A 16,045-nucleotide genomic window follows, 5' to 3' on the forward strand; every position below is an offset into this window, starting at 1 on the left:
TCCACATGTGCTTATGATCGCGCCGCCTGGCGGGTCCGAGTGGCCGGCCACCGTCCAACCCTCATGGAGACAACCTTGAAGAAATTCGTCCGAGCCTTCGTCGCCGCGGGCCTCGCCGCCGCGTTCGCCCTGCCCGCCGTTGCCCAGCAGGAGCGCACCATCCGCTTCGGCCACCTCAACAACCCCGACCATCCGGTGAGCTTCGGCGTCAAGCGCTTCGCCGAACTGCTCTCGACCAAGAGCGGCGGCAAGATGAAGGTGCAGGAGTACCCGTCCAACCAGCTGGGCAACGAGATGCAGCAGCAGGCCGCGCTGCAGGGCGGCGTGCAGCAGATGTCGGCGCCGGCCACCACCTCGCTCGCGGGCATCGTCAAGGAGTTCGGACTGGTCGACTTCCCCTTCTCGGTGGCCACCTTCGAGCAGGCCGATGCCCTGCTCGACGGCCCGCTGGGCCAGGCGCTGATCGCCAAGCTGCCCGAGAAGGGCCTGGTGGCACTGGGCTACTGGGACCTGGGCTTCCGCAACGTGACCAACAGCCGCCAGGCCATCACCAAGCCGGAAGACCTGGAGGGTTTGAAGATCCGCGTGATCCCGAACCCCGTGTTCCTCGACACCTTCAAGGCCTTCAAGGCCAACCCCGTGCCGATGCCTTTCGCGGAGCTCTATGGTGCGCTCGAATCCAAGGCGGTGGACGGCCAGGAAAACCCCTTCTCGGTGATCCTGTCCAACAAGTTCTACGAAGTGCAGAAGTACGTCAGCGCCACCAACCACGTGTACGCCGCCAACATCGTGCTGGTGAGCAAGAAGTTCTGGGACCAGCTCACGCCCCAGGAGCAGAAGTGGATGCGCGAGGCCGCCGACGAGTCGCGTGCCTACCAGCGCCAGGTGAGCCGCGCCGCCGCGCAGAAGGCGCTGGGCGAGCTGCAGGCCAAGGGCGCGCAGTTCAACGAGCTGTCGGCCGACCAGCAGGCCCGCATGCGTCAGATCGCCCAGCCGGTGATCGACAAGTTCGCCGCGCAGTACGACCCCGCCATGGTCAAGCTCTACAAGGATGAGCTGGCCCGCATCCGCAAGCAGTGATTTCCGCAACCCGCATGAGCGCTTCCATGAACATCCTCGTCCTGCACGGACCCAACCTCAACCTGTTCGGCCGCCGCGAGCCGCACATCTACGGCACCACCACGCTGGCGGAGATCAATGCGCGCATCGCCGCCCTGGCGGAAGAGCTGCGCGTGCAGGTCCACACGCTGCAGTCCAACCACGAAGGCGCGTTGATCGACTTCCTGCACGAGCACATCGACAGCGCCGACGGCGCGCTGGTCAACCCTGCCGGCCTGACGCAGCACGGCGTGCCGCTGCACGATGCCATCAAGGCCATGCCCTTCCCCGTGCTGGAAGTGCACATGTCCAACATTGCCGCCCGCGAGAGCTGGCGGGCGCATTCCATCATCTCGCCCGCCGTGCGCGGCACGATCCAGGGCCTTGGGCCTCAGTCGTACCTTGCGGCGCTGCGCGGGCTGGTCGAGATCGTGCGCGAGGCCCGGCGCTGACGCCCGGCCTCCACAGGAGCGCGCCCGCTGCGGCGCGCTCCGGGAGATCCTCATCATGAATCGCTGGATCGACCGCGCCTGCCGCGCGGTGGAGAACCTGGTTGCGCTCATGCTGGCCGTGATGGTCGTGCTCGTGTTCGGCAACGTCGTGCTGCGCTACGGCTTCAACTCGGGCATCCTGCTGTCCGAAGAAGTCTCGCGCTGGCTCTTCATCTGGATGACCTTCCTCGGCGCGCTGGTGGCGTTGCACGAGCGCGCCCATCTGGGCGTGGACATGGTCGTCGGCCGCCTGCCGCCTGCCGGCAAGAAGCTGTGCCTGCTGCTGAGCCAGCTGCTGATGCTCTACATGCTGTGGCTGCTTCTGCAGGGCAGCATCGTGCAGACGCGCATCAACTGGGACGTGGAGGCGCCGGTCACCGGCCTCTCGATGGCCATCGTCTACAGCGTGGGCATCGTGTTCGCCATCGGCGGTGGCCTGCTGCTGCTGATCGACCTGGGCCGCCTGCTTACGGGCCGCCTGCGCGAGGACGAACTCGTCGCCGTGCAGGAGTCGGAAGAGGCCGCGGCGCTGGCACAGGTGCTGGGCAACGCCCAGGCCTCGCAGGCACAACCGAACCCACATTCCCAGAAAGGCCGGCCATGACGCTGACCGTGTTCATCGGATCGCTGCTGCTGGCCATGGCCATCGGCATGCCGATCTCCTTCGCGCTGCTGGCCAGCGGCGTGGCCCTGATGTGGCAGCTGGACCTGTTCGACGCGCAGATCCTCACGCAGAACCTCATCGGCGGTGCCGACAGCTTTCCGCTGCTGGCCGTGCCCTTCTTCATGCTCGCCGGCGAGATCATGAACGTGGGCGGCCTGTCCAAGCGCATCGTCAACCTGGCGCTCTCGTTGGTGGGGCATGTGCGCGGCGGGCTGGGCTATGTGACCATCATGGCGGGCTGCCTGCTGTCGGCCCTCTCGGGCTCGGCCGTGGCCGATGCCGCGGCGCTCACGGCACTGCTGCTGCCCATGATGACTGCCGCCGGTCACGACAAGGCCCGCGCGGGCGGGCTGATCGCGGCCACCGGCATCATCGGGCCGGTGATCCCGCCCAGCATCGGGCTGGTGATCTTCGGCGTGGCGGCCAATGTGTCGATCTCCAAGCTCTTCCTCGCGGCCATCGCGCCGGGGCTGATGATCGGCGGCGCGCTGTGGATCACCTGGGCCTGGGTGGTGCGGCGCGAGAAGGTCGCGCCGCCGCCGCGCAAGAGCCGCCGTGAGATCCTCGCGGCCGCGCGCGAGGCGGGCTGGGCGCTGCTGCTGCCGGTGATCATCCTGGTGGGCCTGCGCATGGGCGTGTTCACGCCCACCGAAGCGGCGGTGGTCGCGGCGGTGTATGCCTTTGCCGTGGCGACCTTCGTCTACCGCGAGCTGAACTTCTGGCAGTTGCGCGACGTGTTCGTAGCGGCGGCCAAGACCAGCGCGGTGGTGATGTTCCTGATCGCGGCGGCCATGGTCAGCGCCTGGCTCATCACCGTGGCCGACCTGCCATCGAAGGTGGTGGGACTGCTGGAGCCCTTCATGGGCAACAAGGTGCTGTTGATGATCGGCATCATGGTGCTGGTGATGGTGGTCGGCACCGCGCTGGACATGACGCCGACCATCCTGATCCTCACGCCGGTGCTGATGCCGGTGGTGATCAAGGCGGGCATCGACCCGGTCTACTTCGGCGTGATGTTCATCATCAACAACTCCATCGGTCTGATCACGCCGCCGGTGGGCGTGGTACTGAACGTGGTGGCGGGTGTGGGCCGCATGAAGATGGACGAGGTCACCCGCGGGGTGCTGCCCTTCATGGCGGCGGAGTTCGCCATCATGTTCGTGATGGTGCTGTTTCCCCAACTGGTGATCGTGCCGGCGCGCTGGTTCGGCGGCTGAGGCGCAGCGGGGCGAGGCGGGTCGCCTCGCCGCGCCTCGCCGCTGCGGCACGGCTCGCGGCGTGACATCGCGTTGCGGCCCCGGGGCTGCGAGGGCTCGCCGGCGGAAGAATTCGGCATGGTTATTGCTGTCGTCGCGGACCGCCTGACGTCCCTGCGCCAAAACCATGCATACCTGGACCACCGAGAACCTTTCAGGCCGGGACAAGTTCGGGTTCTGGCGTGACGTGCTCTGCCAGACCTATGTGGCGCTGGATCCGCGGGTGGCCGACGAGCGGCAGTTCGTGGGGCGGGTCAGCGCACATCCGCTATCCACGATCAACGTCACCACGATCTCGTCGTCGCGCCAGGAGATCTACCGGGGAGCATCCGAGATCCGGCGCATGCCGACCGAGGTGTACTTCCTCAACCTGCAGACGCGGGGACAGTGCCGAATGATCCAGGGCGGACGCGACGCACTCCTCGGTCCCGGTGAGTTTTCGATCGTGGATTCGACGCAGCCTTACCTGAACGATTACTGCAGCGACGACTGGGAGCAGCATTCGTTCCGGATTCCGCACCATCTGCTGCGACCGCTGGTGCAGCGCCCGGAACAGAAGACTGCGATCAAGGTCGCCAACGATGGCGGGTTGGGGAGCATGGCCATCGATTTCCTGACCCTGATCGCGCAGCGCGCGCAAGCCGTTCCGGATGCCGCCGGTGCGAAGCTGGGAGAGAGCCTCGTCAACCTGGTCGCGCTCTCCCTTGGTGCCACGGCGCAAGCCCGCGAGTCCGCCCAGCAAAGCGCCCGGCAAGGTTTCTGTGCCACCGTCACCAAGCACATCGAGCTGAACGCGGCGGACCCGCATCTTTCACCATCGAGCGTGGCTGCCCACTTCCGGGTATCTGCACGCTACCTGCACAAGGTGCTCGAAGAAGGTGGTCGGTCCTTCGGGCGGATCCTTCTGGAGAGCCGGCTCGAGCACTGTGCGCAGGACCTGTGCAGCACCGAGGCGGCGCTGTCCATCTCGCAGATTGCCTACCGTTGGGGCTTCAACGACCTCTCGCATTTCAGCCGCACCTTCCGCGCGAAGTTCGGCCATACGCCGAGGGAACATCGGGCCGCAGCCGCCCGCTGAATACGCACGAAGCTCGGCCGAGCGCTCGCGCATCGTGCGCGAGGCGGCAGGCGACATCCCTGTTTCACTGTCGCGCAGACGCCGCGGCTTTGCGCCGTCGACGTGCCGCATCAAGCCATTCCCTCGCAGAACAATGCGCGTGCGCGCAGAGCCGAGACCCGGGTCGGAGGGCTTCCTAGACTGGAATCTCCCAACACCCACAACCCGGAACTCCTCATGCGTAAACGTCTGATCTTCAATTGCTTCTCGATGAATGTGGTCTCCCACATCTATCACGGCACCTGGCGTCATCCCGAAACGACGCAGATGAACTTCGATGACCTGGACACCTGGAAAGACCTGTGCAGGCTCCTCGAAAAAGGCAAGTTCGATGCGCTGTTCCTGGCGGACATCCTGGGCATCGATCCGGCCTACAACGGATCGTGGGACACGTACATCAAGGAAGGAATGCAGATCCCGTGCAACGACACCGGCGCGCTGTGTGCCGCGCTGATCGGGGTGACCGAGCACCTGGGGCTGACCTTCACCAGCTCCATCATGTCGGAGCATCCGTTCAGCTTCGCGCGCCGCATGTCCACCCTCGATCACCTGAGCAAGGGCCGCATCGGCTGGAACATCGTCACCAGCGCCACCCACAACGCCGCCCAGAACTTCGGCTTCGACCAGATCGTCGAGCATGACGAGCGCTACCGCTGGGCCGAGGAATACATGGACGTGGTCTACAAGCTGTGGGAAGGCTCCTGGGACGAAGGCGCGGTTCTGGCGGACCGTGCCAACGGCATCTATGCCGATGCGGACAAGATCCATCGCATCTATCACCAAAGCAAGCGCTACAGCGTCCTCGGACCGCACATGGTGTCGCCCACACCGCAGCGCGTGCCCGTGCTCTATCAGGCGGGCTCCTCCAAGGTGGGACGCGAGTTTGCTGCCAGGCATGCCGAAGGCACCTTCGTGCTCTACCCAACGCTGGAAGGCGCGCGCAAGGGCATCGCGGAGCAGCGCGAGCTGGCCGTGGCCGCAGGACGTCGTGCCGACGACATCAAGTTCATTCAGGGCTTCTCCTTCGTGGTGGGAAGCACCATGGAGGAAGCCTGGCGCAAGTCGGAAGAGATCGACCGGTGGGTGAGCTACGACGGCCTGGCCGCGCACATCAGCCGCGACATGGGCATCGACCTGGGCGGCCTCGACCCCGACATGACGCTTGACCAGGCCAACATGTCGGGCGTCCAGGGCTATGCCCGCATGTACGAGGACTCCCACAACGGCCAGAAGGCCAAGGTGTCCGACTTGGTCAAGGCCCTGTCGTACAGCGGCCGGATGGTCGGAACGCCCGAAAGCATTGCCGATGAACTGGAGAAGTGGCAGGACGCGGGCATCGATGGCGTGAACATGATCGCGCAGTTCTTCCCGCAGTCGTACAAGGACTTCATCGAGCATGTCATTCCCCTGCTGCAGGATCGTGGCCTGGCCCAGCGCGAGTACGCCTCGGGTTCGCTTCGCCAGAAGATGTTCCCCGAGACGGGCGGGCGCCTGCCCGAGCGGCACGCGGCCGCCCGATACCGCGGTGCCTTCAAGGGCGCGGCCGAGAAGAGCGCTGGCGGGACGGGCGTCAGCTGGAACAAGGAGACGGCGGCGGCTTGAGGTGCCGCTGCCGGAAGCACTCCATGGTCACCGATGAACTCCACGTCCCGGACGCTTTCAAGACCGGCATGCGCCGGCTGGCCGCTGGCGTTTCTCTGATCACCAGCCGGCTGGACGAGCGGCGCGTCGGACTGATCGCCACCGCGGTCAGCTCGGTGGTGGCGGATCCGCCGACCCTGCTCGTCTGCATCAACCAGGGTGCCTCGGCGCACGCCGAAATCCTGGCGGCAGGCATCTTCGCGGTGAATGTGCTGGCGGCATCCGACCAGGGCATGGCCCAGGTCTTCAGTGTTCCGTCACGGCGTCACGAGCGCTTCCAGACCGGCGTCTGGGACCGCGCAGTGACGGGGGCGCCGCTGCTTGGCTCCGCCATCGTGGCATTCGATTGCGCGGTGGTTCGGCAGATACCCTACACCACGCACACGATCTTTCTCGGCGAAGTGCGTGCGGTGCGGACGGCCGGGTCGACGTGCGACCCGCTGGTGTACCTCAACCAGCAGTTCAGGCGCGTGGCGGCGCTCTGAGTCTCACGTGGACGGCGGGGGTGATGCCAGTCCCGAGCCGGGGATCGTGCGGCTCGCTGCCTCGGCGGCTCAGTCCAGGATGGCGCGGCGCACGTCTTCCTGCAGGCTGCGCAGGTGCGCGCGCATGGCCTCGCGCGCGCGGTCCGCGTCGCGGCTGCGCAGCGCCTCCAGGATGCGGCCGTGCTCGTCGTGGTTCTCGCGCTGGCGGTGCAGCGGACTGTGCAGGCGGAAGAGCCGGGCATTCACCCGCAGCTCCTCCACCAGGCGCGGAAACACGACGTTGCCGCTGGCGCCGGCCAGGAACAGGTGCAGCTTGTCGTCGAAATGCCAGTGGGCGGTCTCGTCGTGCTCGCCCTCGTCCAGGGCGCGTACCTCGGCTTCGAGCGCGTCGAGTTCCTCGTTGGAGATGCGCGGCGCGGCCAACGCGATGGCTTCGCCCTCGATCACCTCGCGCGCGCGCATGCAGTCGAAATATTCCTTGGTGCCCAGCGCGCGCACGGCGTACGAGCGCGCGTCGCGCCGCACCAGCAGGCCTTCGCCGGCCAGGCGTACCAGGGCCTCGCGCATGGGCGTGCGGGAGATGCCCAGCTCTTCGGCCAGGCGGCCTTCCTGCAGCGGGCTGCCGCCGGAGATCTTGCGGTCGAGGATGAGCGTGCGCAGCCGGTCGTAGGCCTGCTCGGCCAGACTGGTCGAGCGCACCTCGAGCGGCGCGATCGTGATGGTGGCCGGCTGGGCGGGGCTGGGCAGGGTGGGCATGCGAAACGGCGTGGCGCGAAGGGCAAAAGCTTAGCAGGCCGACACGGTCGCGAGCGCACCGCCGCAGGCTGTGACTGCAATGCACGCGCCCGTCGCAACGGTGGAGCGGGTACTCAGAGCCATTTTTCCAGCGGATTGCCGTCGCGGGGCGCGCGCGGCCGCAGGCAGGGCAGGAAGAGCCCGGAGCCCGGCGCTGCATCGAATCGCCCGTCGTGCCATACGAGCCGGCCGCGGGAGACCGTGGTCGCGGGCCAGGCCCGCAGCTTCATGCCTTCGTAGGGCGTGTAGTCGGCCGCATGGTGGAGCATGTCGTTGCGGATGGTGATCTCTTCGCCCGGCGCGAACTGGTCCCAGATCACGAGGTCGGCGTCGCCACCGACCGCGATGGTGCCCTTGCGCGGGTACAGGCCATACAGGCGCGCGGGGTTGGTGGCGGTCAGCTCTACGAAGCGGTGGATGTCGATGCGCCCGGCCATCACGCCCTCGCTCATCAGCAGCGGCAGGCGCGTCTCCACGCCCGGGATGCCGTTGGGAATGCGGTCGAAGGAGGCATCGTCGCCCGCGACGCGCTTGCCATCGGGCCCGTTCATGTTGAAGGGCGCGTGGTCGGACGAGACGATGGTGAAGAGCCCGCTGGAAAGGCCGTTCCAGATGAACTGCTGGTTGGCCTTGTCGCGCGGCGGCGGGCTGCAGATGCAGCGGGCGCCGTGCATCGGGTCGCTCTCGTCGATGCCCAGGTCCTCGGCGCTGAGGAAGAGGTACTGCGGGCAGGTCTCGGCGTGGATCGGCAGGCCGCGGCCCCGGGCCCAGTGGATCTGCTCCACCGCCTCGCGGCCCGAGACATGCACGATCAGGATCGGCGTGTCGATCAGTTCCGCCAGGGCGATGGCGCGGTGCGTGGCCTCGCGCTCCACGGCCATCGGCCGCGAGGCGGCGTGGTAGCGCGGCGCGGTGAGGCCGGCGTCCAGCAGCTGTTCGGTGAGCCAGGCGATGCAGTCGCTGTTCTCCGCATGGATCATGGTCATGGCGCCATGGCGGCGGGCCGTGGCCAGGACCTCGATGATCTGGCGGTCGCCCAGCTTCAGATCGTCGTAGGTCATGTAGATCTTGAAGGAGGTGTAGCCCTTCTCGATCAGCGCGGGCAGCTCGCGCTGCGTCACGTCCTTGGTGGCGTCGGCCACGATGAGGTGGAAGGCGTAGTCGATGCAGGCCTTGCCTTCGGCGCGGCGGTGGTAGTCGTCCACCGCGGCCTGGATGCTGTGGCCGCGCTGCTGCAGCGCGAAGGGCAGCACGGTGGTGGTGCCGCCGCAGGCGGCGGAGCGCGTGCCCGTCTCGAAGTCGTCGGCGAACCTGGAGCCGTCGCTGGTGGGCTGGTCGAAATGGCAGTGGCCGTCCACGCCACCGGGCGTGACCAGGCGGCCGGCAGCGTCCAGCTCGCGCGTGGCGCTGCCTTCGAGGTCCTGCGCGATGGCGCTGATGCGGCCGCCCTTCACGCCGATGTCGGCGCAGTAGCGGTCGCCGACGGTGGCGATGTCCGCGTTGCGGACGATGAGGTCGTAGTGAGCCATGGTGGGGCGATGGAGGTCTGTACTTCAGCGCTGCTCAAGGGCGGCTTCGCCGGGTACGGGCCCATGCGACTTGGACTCGGTGCCGTGCCCGTAGGCGCGGCCGAAGTGGCGCTCGATGCGGCGCTGGATCAGGTCCCAGGCCGTGGTCATGAGCAGGTAGTAGATGGCCGCGACGAGGAACAGCTCCAGCACCATGAACTTCTCCTGGATCAGCACCTGCGTGCGGCGCAGCAGTTCTTCCATGGAGATGACCGAGGTGACGGAGGTGGTCTTGAGCAGGCCGTTGATGCTGTTGCCCAGCGTCGGGATGATCAGGCGCATGGCCTGCGGCAGCACGACGTAGCGCATGGTCTGCGCGCCGGTGAAGCCCATCGCCCGCGCGGCATTGGTCTGCCCGGCTGGGATGGACTGGATGCCGCCGCGCACGATTTCGGCCAGGTAGGCGGCCTCGTTGAGGATCAGGCCCAGCAGTGCCGACTCAATCACTGACAGCTTCAGGCCCATCTGCGGCAGGCCGGTGTAGATGATGATGAGCTGCACCAGCAGCGGCGTGCCGCGGAACACCCAGATGTAGAAGTGCGCCGGCGCCGAGAGCCAGCGGTGGCGCGACAGCCGCGCCAGCGCCAGGGCGCAGCCCAGGAGCAGGCCGCCCGCGATGGCGGCCAGCGTCAGCCACAGGGTCGTGACCGCGCCCTGGAGGATGTAGGGGTTGAACAAGTAGTCGGCGAATCCCGACCAGCTCCAGCCTTGGCCCATGTGGCGTCCTTCGTGTCGCTTCGATGGCACCCCCGCCGGGGGTGCGCCTCACGCCCATCCCGTCGTGGGACGGGCGCCCTGCCCTGTCAGGCCGCCGGTCCCTTGACGACCACCGGGCCGTCGATGGGCTTCACGCCGTACTGGTCGAACAGCTTCTGGAAGCTGCCGTCGGCCTTCATGTCGTTGAGCACCTTGGCCACGGCGTTGGCCAGCTCCTTGTTCTTGGTGGCCAGCGCCACGGGCGTGGGGAAGAGGCCCGACAGCACGCGGTCGAAGTCGCCGCGCTTCTGGTATTCGGCCCCCGTGGAGTCGATGGACAGGGCCACCTCGACCTGGCCGGCGCGCAGCGCCTGGAAGGCCATCGCGAAGTTCTCGAAGGTGCGGATGGTCATGCCCTTGAGGCCCTTGTCGGTGAGCTGCTTGTCCAGCTCGCGCGCCTTGCGCTCCTCGAAGCCGCCGATCTCCACGCCGATGGTCTTGCCCGACAGGTCCTCGGGCTTGGCGATCTTCAGCGGATTGCCTTTGGCGGTGCTGATGCTGATGGCCTGGTCCTCGTACTGCAGCATCTGCATCAGCTTGGCGCGCTCCTCGGTGTAGAAGATGCCGGTGTTGATCAGGTCCCAGCGGCCGGCCTGCAGGCCCGGGATCATGGCCGAGAACTCGATGCGCACGTACTCCGGCGTCAGGCACAGGCGCTTGGCGATGGCTTCGCCCAGCTCCACGCGCATGCCCTTGAGCGCGCCGGTCTGGTCCACGAACTGCATCGGCGGCAGCGTCGGGTTGACCGACATGGTCAGCGTGCCCTTCTTCACCAGTGCCGAATCGGGCACGGGCGACTTGCAGGTCTGGGCGGAGGCGAGGCCGGTGGCCAGCAGGGCCGCGGCGGCGACGGAGGCGAAGCGCAGTTTCATGGGAAGTCCTCGGGGGCAGGTCGAAGTGAAGGGAATGGGGTGAGGCGCGGCGGTGCTCAGGCGGCGATGGAGTCGAGCAGGCCGAGGCGGTCGAGCTCGGCGCGCAGGTCGGCCTGGTCTTCGGGCGGCAGCGGCAGTCGCGGCGCACGGGGCTTGCCCACGGGCAGGCCCATCATGGCCAGGCCGTCCTTGGAGGCGGCGACATAGCGGTGGCCGCCGACCCAGCGCACGATGGGCAGGATCTTCTTGTAGAGCGCCAGGGCCGATTCCATGTCGCGCTCGTCGGCCACCAGCTCGAAGAGGCGGGCCGAGTCCTTCGGGATGAGGTTGGAGCACACGGCCACCCAGCCCTGCGCGCCCAGCCAGAAGGACTCGTAGCCCAGGATGCCGGCGAAGACCGTCATGCGGTCGCCGCACAGCTCGATGATGTCGCGTACCCGGGTCACTTCGAGGGTGGACTCCTTGATGTACTGGCACGCGTCGATCCGCGACAGGCGCGCCACCAGCGCGGGCTTGAGGTCCACATTGGCCGTGGCCGGGTTGTTGTAGACCATGATGGGGATGTCGATGGCCTCGCCCACCTTGCGGTAGTGCGCGAACAGCTCGTCGTCGGTGGGCGTGCTGTAGAAGGGCGGAATGATCATGACGCCGTCCGCGCCCATGGTCTGGGCTTCGCGCGACAGGCGCACGCATTCGTCGGTCCATTCTGCGCCGGTGCCGATCAGCACGGGCACGCGTTTTGCTGCCGTGGACACGCAGGTCTCGATCACCAGATTGCGTTCCTCGGCATCCAAAGACAGGAATTCGCCGGTGCTGCCCAGGGGGATCAGCCCGTGGATCCCCTGCTCGATCTGCCAGTTCACCAGCTTCTTCAGGGCCGGCACGTCCACATGCTTGCCGTCGGCGGTGAGAGGGGTGATGAGCACCGTATAGGTGCCACGGAACGCTGTCATGCCCGGTCCTTGCTCGAAAAAGGGTCGCGATACGGTTGGTATACGTGCAGTATACGTATACGATATGTGAAATCAACACGATTTCGCAGCCGTTCTTTTTCGCGCCGATGACCGACCTTCGCCTTCGCCATCCCTCTATCGCCACGGCCGGCCGCACCATCCGCATCCATTACGACGGGCAGCCCGTTGCGGCCCTCGAAGGCGAGACGGTCGCTGCGGCGCTGACCGCTGCCGGCCATGTGGCGTTGCGCCACACCCGCAGCGGCGAGCGTCGCGGCCTCTATTGCGGCATGGGCGCCTGCCAGGACTGCCTGGTCACCATCGACGGCCGGGCCAGCCAGCGGGCCTGCCTGGCCAAGGTCGAGGACGGCCAGGACATCCGTTCACAGATGCCGGCCGGCACGCCGGACGATCCCCTTCAGCCCTTGACGCCGGCCGCCGGCACGGCACCCGAGGAGCGCACGGCCGACGTGCTGGTGATCGGCGCCGGCCCCGCCGGCCTGGCGGCAGCGCGCACCGCCGCCCGCACCGGGTTGTCGGTGCTGGTGCTGGACGAGCGACCGCAGGCCGGCGGCCAGTACTTCAAGCCGCTGGCGCCCTCGCACCGCAGCGACGCCCCGCTGGACCAGCAGTTCGTCCAGGGCGAGGGCTTGCGGCGCGAGGCCGAGGCGGCCGGGGTGCGCTTCGAACAGGGCGCCCAGGTGTGGGCGGCGTTCTCGCCCCGGGAGGTTGGTGCGCTCATCGACGGGCGGGCGACGGTGGTCCGCTGCCGCCAGCTGGTGATCGCCCCGGGCGCCTACGAGCGGCCCGTGCCCTTTCCGGGTTGGACGCTGCCTGGCGTGATGACGACCGGCGCGGCGCAGACCCTGGCCCGGGCCTACCGCGTCGCACCGGGAGAGCGGTTGCTGATCGCCGGCAACGGCCCGCTCAACCTGCAGCTGGCGGTGGAACTGCTGCAAGGCGGTGCCAACGTGCTGGCCGTGGTGGAGTCCGCCCCGGCGCCCTCCGCCGCGCAGATCCGGCCTGCCCTGGCGGCCATGCGTGCGGCGCCCGACCTGGTCTGGCAGGGCGCCCGCTACCTGCGGCGGCTGCGCCGCGCGGGTGTGCCCGTGCTGTGGGGCCGGCATGTGGTCGCGGCCGAGGGGGATGCGCGTGTACGCCGCGTGGTGATCGCCGAGCACGCCGCGCCGGCGCGGACCGCCGCGTTCGACGTGGACACCCTGTGCCTGGGCTACGGCTTCATTCCGTCCACGGAGCTGGCCCGCATGCTGGGCTGCGCGCACCATGCGGCCGGCCGGCACCTGGGCCATCTCGCCACGACGACGGCCGAGGACGGCGCCACGTCCATCCCTGGCGTCTACGTGGTGGGCGACGGTGCCGACCTGGGCGGCGCGCGGGTGGCGCTGGCCCGCGGCACGCTGGCCGGCGCCGCAGCGGCGCGTGCCCTGGGCCGCACCGTGGCCGCCGACGCGCGCACGCGGACCGACCTGCATCGGGCCGAGGCCTTCCAGCGCGCCCTGTGGACGCTCTACCAGGCACCGCCGATGTCGCTGGCCGAAGTGCCCGACGACACCGTGCTATGCCGCTGCGAAGAGATCCGCTTCGGCGACGTGCGCGCGCAGATCCGCGCCGGCCGCGACTCGCTGGCCGCGATCAAGCGCAACACGCGGCTCGGGATGGGCCGCTGCCAGGGCCGCTACTGCGCCGTGACCGCCGCCAAACTGGTGACCGAGATGACCGGCCGCGCCGTGGCGCCGGAGCAGTACCTGGCACCGCGCCCCCCGGCCAAGCCGGTGCCCGCGGGGGCACTGGGTTTCGAGAAGCCCGAATGGGGCGGCCACAAGCCGGCCATCACGCCCAACCTGGCGCGGCCCGTCGAGAGCGCGCCGCTGCCCGACATGCAGGCCGACGTGGTCGTCATCGGCGCCGGCGTGCTCGGCGCCTCGCTCGCCTACTACCTGTCGCAGGCCGGCCAGGATGTGCTGGTGCTCGACCGGGACGAGCTCAACCTGCAGGCCTCGGGCGCCAACGCCGGCAGCCTGCATGTGCAGCTGCTGAGCTTCGACTTCGGCGCCAAGGCCCAGGCCGGTGGCGGGCCGGCCGCCGCCACGCTGCCGCTCGGGCCGCTGTCGGTGCGGCTGTGGCAGCAGATCGAGCAGGACTGCGGCGAGGACCTGGAGATCAAGATCACCGGCGGCCTGATGGTGGCCGACAGCGAGGCCGGCATGCGCTTCATCGAGGCCAAGGCCGCGCTGGAGCGCCAGCACGGCATCGAGGCCCATGTGATCGACGGCACCGAACTGCGGCGGCTCTCCCCTGCCCTGTCCGAAAGCCTGCTGGGCGCGGAGCTGTGCCCCATGGAAGGCAAGATCAACCCGCTGCGCGCCACCTATGCGCTGGCCGCGCGCGCGCAGGCCCGCGGGGCGCGCTTCGTGCGCGGCTGCAACGTGCAGTCCATCGAACGGCTGCCCGGCGATGGCGCCGGCTTCGTGCTTGCCACCTCGCGCGGCAGCGTGCGCGCGCGCCGCTTGGTCAACGCCAGCGGGGCATGGTCCAGCACCATGGGCGACATGCTGGGCGTGCGCATCCCGGTGCAGGGCGCGCCGCTGCAGATGATCGTGACCGAGCCCGCGCCGCCGCTGGTGGACCATCTGATCGCTCATGCGGACCGCCACCTCAGCCTGAAGCAGGCGGCCAGTGGCGGCCTGCTCATCGGGGGCGGCTGGACGGCCGCCTTCGATCCGGCCATGCGCCTCAACCGCGCGGTGCGCGACAGCCTCGAAGGCAGCCTGTGGGTCGCGCGGCACGTGCTGCCGGCGGTGGCGGGCCTGCACATGGTGCGCTGCTGGGCGGGCATGAACGTCAACATCGACGGCGCGCCGATCCTGGGCGAGGTGCCCGGCGTGCCGGGCTTCTACAACGCCGTGACCTCCAACGGCTACACGCTGGCGCCCATCGCCGGCAAGCTGGTGACCGAACTGCTCGTACATGGCGATGCCGGCATGGACCTCACGCCCTTTCGCATCGACCGCTTCCTGTGACCTTCTCTCGAATGACCGAACCGACCCTGACGCCCGAGGCCGCGCGCACGCTGATGCGCGACTTCATCGACGACCACTTCGACGCGCAGGTCGGCATGCTCGCGGCGCTGGTGCGCTGCCCCTCCGACAACCCGCCCGGCGACTGCGCACCCCATGCCGAACTGGCGGCCCGCCTGTACGAGGCTCAGGGCCTGACCGTTGAGCGCCACCCGGTGCCGGCCGAAGAGGCCGCCCGCCACGGCATGCGCAGCGTGGTCAACCTGATCGTGCGCGAGCGCTTCGGTGACGGCCCGGTGGTGGCGCTCAACGCGCATGGCGACGTGGTACCGCCCGGTGCCGGCTGGAGCGCCGACCCCTACGGCGGCGAGGTGCGCGATGGCTGGCTCTACGGCCGCGGTGCGGCCGTGTCCAAGTCCGACTTCACCACCTACGGCCAGGCCCTGCGCGCACTGCGCGCCGCCCATGCGGCCGGCCTGCCGCTGGCCGGCAGCGTCGAACTGCACCTGACCTACGACGAAGAGACCGGTGGCATGACCGGCCCCGGCTGGCTGCTGTCGCAGGGGCTGAGCCGGCCCGACTACGTGCTGTCGGCCGCCTTCAGCCACCATGTGGTGGTGGCCCACAACGGCTGCCTGCATCTCGAAGTGACGCTGCACGGCCTGTCGGCCCATGCGGCCCGACCCGATACCGGCCACGACGCCATCGAGGCCGCCGCCCATCTGCTGCCGGCGCTCTACCGCTACCGCGACAGCCTCGCGCAGCGGCCCTCGGCCACGCCGGGCATCACGCATCCGACCCTGGTCGTGGGGCTGATCGAAGGCGGCATCAACACCAACGTGGTGGCCGACCGGCTGACGCTGCGCATCGACCGACGCATCGTGCCCGAGGAGGTGCCCGAGCAGGTCGAGGCCGAGCTGCGCGAGGTGATCGAAGGCGCCTGCGCAGCGCTGCCCGGCATCCGCGCCGAGGTGCGGCAGATCCTGCTGGCGCGGCCCTTCGCGCCCGCGCCCGGCAGCGAAGCCTTTGTCGAACTGGTTTGCCGCGAGGCCAGCGCGGTGATGGGCCAGCCGGTCACGCCCATCGGCGTGCCGCTCTACACCGACGCGCGGCTCTATGCCGAGGCCGGCATCCCGACCGTGATGTTCGGCGCCGGGCCGAAGAGCCTGATCGAGGCCAACGGCCACCGGGCCGACGAGCGCGTGCCGCTGCATGAATTGCGGCTGGCCACGGTGGCGGTGGCCAACGTGCTGCTGGAACTGCTGACACCTCGCTGAGTGCGGGCGCGGGCGCCCGCGGATGCTGCGCCGG

At 68.8% G+C, this 16,045-nt stretch carries 14 protein-coding genes; 9 read left to right on the plus strand and 5 right to left on the minus strand.

Translation table 11 applies throughout. The annotated features are described in order from the left end of the window. Window positions 1-63: 63 nt before the first annotated feature. The 7 genes from ABIC63_RS07335 to ABIC63_RS07365 all read left to right on the plus strand — a co-directional run bounded on the left by ABIC63_RS07335 (window position 64) and on the right by ABIC63_RS07365 (window position 6,752). A complete protein-coding gene (locus tag ABIC63_RS07335) occupies window positions 64-1,080 on the plus strand; it encodes a TRAP transporter substrate-binding protein (RefSeq protein ID WP_476347335.1) in 1,017 nt (338 codons plus the stop codon). A 26-nt stretch (window positions 1,081-1,106) separates the two neighbouring features. Then, window positions 1,107-1,550, plus strand: coding sequence for a type II 3-dehydroquinate dehydratase (locus ABIC63_RS07340; protein ID WP_294372252.1), 444 nt, complete (start codon window positions 1,107-1,109; stop codon window positions 1,548-1,550). A gap of 55 nt (window positions 1,551-1,605) precedes the next feature. Further along, window positions 1,606-2,193 (plus strand): TRAP transporter small permease, encoded by a 588-nt coding sequence (locus ABIC63_RS07345; protein ID WP_294372250.1) that lies wholly within the window; start codon window positions 1,606-1,608, stop codon window positions 2,191-2,193. Beyond that, window positions 2,190-3,470, plus strand: coding sequence for a TRAP transporter large permease (locus tag ABIC63_RS07350; RefSeq protein WP_294372247.1), 1,281 nt, complete (start codon window positions 2,190-2,192; stop codon window positions 3,468-3,470). The genes ABIC63_RS07345 and ABIC63_RS07350 overlap by 4 nt, the downstream gene beginning before the upstream one ends. A gap of 166 nt (window positions 3,471-3,636) precedes the next feature. After that, the gene (locus tag ABIC63_RS07355; RefSeq protein WP_354319238.1) at window positions 3,637-4,587 is read left to right on the plus strand and encodes an AraC-like ligand-binding domain-containing protein; all 951 of its coding nucleotides are present in this window, start codon (window positions 3,637-3,639) and stop codon (window positions 4,585-4,587) included. Window positions 4,588-4,803: 216 nt separating this feature from the next. Continuing rightward, window positions 4,804-6,228: an NtaA/DmoA family FMN-dependent monooxygenase gene (locus ABIC63_RS07360; protein ID WP_294372242.1), complete on the plus strand. Its 1,425-nt coding sequence runs from the start codon at window positions 4,804-4,806 to the stop codon at window positions 6,226-6,228. A 23-nt stretch (window positions 6,229-6,251) separates the two neighbouring features. After that, a complete protein-coding gene (locus tag ABIC63_RS07365) occupies window positions 6,252-6,752 on the plus strand; it encodes a flavin reductase family protein (RefSeq protein ID WP_354319239.1) in 501 nt (166 codons plus the stop codon). A 69-nt stretch (window positions 6,753-6,821) separates the two neighbouring features. On the opposite strand, the gene ABIC63_RS07370 is transcribed toward ABIC63_RS07365, so the two are convergent. From ABIC63_RS07370 to ABIC63_RS07390, 5 genes are all read right to left on the minus strand, one after another. Next, window positions 6,822-7,508: a GntR family transcriptional regulator gene (locus tag ABIC63_RS07370; RefSeq protein WP_294372238.1), complete on the minus strand. Its 687-nt coding sequence runs from the start codon at window positions 7,506-7,508 to the stop codon at window positions 6,822-6,824. A 113-nt stretch (window positions 7,509-7,621) separates the two neighbouring features. Next, on the minus strand, window positions 7,622-9,076 hold the full coding sequence (gene hydA / locus ABIC63_RS07375; protein ID WP_354319240.1) for a dihydropyrimidinase: 1,455 nt from the start codon (window positions 9,074-9,076) through the stop codon (window positions 7,622-7,624). Between the two features lie 24 nt (window positions 9,077-9,100). After that, a complete protein-coding gene (locus ABIC63_RS07380) occupies window positions 9,101-9,832 on the minus strand; it encodes an amino acid ABC transporter permease (protein WP_354319241.1) in 732 nt (243 codons plus the stop codon). Window positions 9,833-9,918: 86 nt separating this feature from the next. After that, window positions 9,919-10,743: an ABC transporter substrate-binding protein gene (locus ABIC63_RS07385; RefSeq protein ID WP_294372231.1), complete on the minus strand. Its 825-nt coding sequence runs from the start codon at window positions 10,741-10,743 to the stop codon at window positions 9,919-9,921. Between the two features lie 56 nt (window positions 10,744-10,799). Further along, window positions 10,800-11,696, minus strand: a complete 897-nt coding sequence (locus ABIC63_RS07390; protein WP_354319242.1) for a dihydrodipicolinate synthase family protein — start codon at window positions 11,694-11,696, stop codon at window positions 10,800-10,802. 107 nt (window positions 11,697-11,803) lie between these two features. Between ABIC63_RS07390 and ABIC63_RS07395 the strand changes: the two genes are divergently transcribed. Both ABIC63_RS07395 and ABIC63_RS07400 read left to right on the plus strand, forming a co-directional pair. Next, window positions 11,804-14,737, plus strand: a complete 2,934-nt coding sequence (locus tag ABIC63_RS07395; protein WP_354319243.1) for an FAD-dependent oxidoreductase — start codon at window positions 11,804-11,806, stop codon at window positions 14,735-14,737. Window positions 14,738-14,748: 11 nt separating this feature from the next. Then, window positions 14,749-16,011: a M20/M25/M40 family metallo-hydrolase gene (locus ABIC63_RS07400; protein ID WP_354319244.1), complete on the plus strand. Its 1,263-nt coding sequence runs from the start codon at window positions 14,749-14,751 to the stop codon at window positions 16,009-16,011. The last annotated feature ends 34 nt before the right edge of the window (window positions 16,012-16,045 follow it).

Origin of the sequence: Pseudacidovorax sp. 1753 (genome assembly GCF_040544975.1) — a bacterium.
Lineage (GTDB): Bacteria > Pseudomonadota > Gammaproteobacteria > Burkholderiales > Burkholderiaceae_C > Xenophilus.

Bases quoted from the DNA above. Each gene is read 5' to 3' on its own strand.
- ABIC63_RS07335 (WP_476347335.1), top strand. From the start codon at position 64: ATGGAGACAACCTTGAAGAAATTCGTCCGAGCCTTCGTCGCCGCGGGC.
- ABIC63_RS07340 (WP_294372252.1), top strand. From the start codon at position 1,107: ATGAACATCCTCGTCCTGCACGGACCCAACCTCAACCTGTTCGGCCGC.
- ABIC63_RS07345 (WP_294372250.1), top strand. From the start codon at position 1,606: ATGAATCGCTGGATCGACCGCGCCTGCCGCGCGGTGGAGAACCTGGTT.
- ABIC63_RS07350 (WP_294372247.1), top strand. From the start codon at position 2,190: ATGACGCTGACCGTGTTCATCGGATCGCTGCTGCTGGCCATGGCCATC.
- ABIC63_RS07355 (WP_354319238.1), top strand. From the start codon at position 3,637: ATGCATACCTGGACCACCGAGAACCTTTCAGGCCGGGACAAGTTCGGG.
- ABIC63_RS07360 (WP_294372242.1), top strand. From the start codon at position 4,804: ATGCGTAAACGTCTGATCTTCAATTGCTTCTCGATGAATGTGGTCTCC.
- ABIC63_RS07365 (WP_354319239.1), top strand. From the start codon at position 6,252: ATGGTCACCGATGAACTCCACGTCCCGGACGCTTTCAAGACCGGCATG.
- ABIC63_RS07370 (WP_294372238.1), bottom strand. From the start codon at position 7,508: ATGCCCACCCTGCCCAGCCCCGCCCAGCCGGCCACCATCACGATCGCG.
- hydA (WP_354319240.1), bottom strand. From the start codon at position 9,076: ATGGCTCACTACGACCTCATCGTCCGCAACGCGGACATCGCCACCGTC.
- ABIC63_RS07380 (WP_354319241.1), bottom strand. From the start codon at position 9,832: ATGGGCCAAGGCTGGAGCTGGTCGGGATTCGCCGACTACTTGTTCAAC.
- ABIC63_RS07385 (WP_294372231.1), bottom strand. From the start codon at position 10,743: ATGAAACTGCGCTTCGCCTCCGTCGCCGCCGCGGCCCTGCTGGCCACC.
- ABIC63_RS07390 (WP_354319242.1), bottom strand. From the start codon at position 11,696: ATGACAGCGTTCCGTGGCACCTATACGGTGCTCATCACCCCTCTCACC.
- ABIC63_RS07395 (WP_354319243.1), top strand. From the start codon at position 11,804: ATGACCGACCTTCGCCTTCGCCATCCCTCTATCGCCACGGCCGGCCGC.
- ABIC63_RS07400 (WP_354319244.1), top strand. From the start codon at position 14,749: ATGACCGAACCGACCCTGACGCCCGAGGCCGCGCGCACGCTGATGCGC.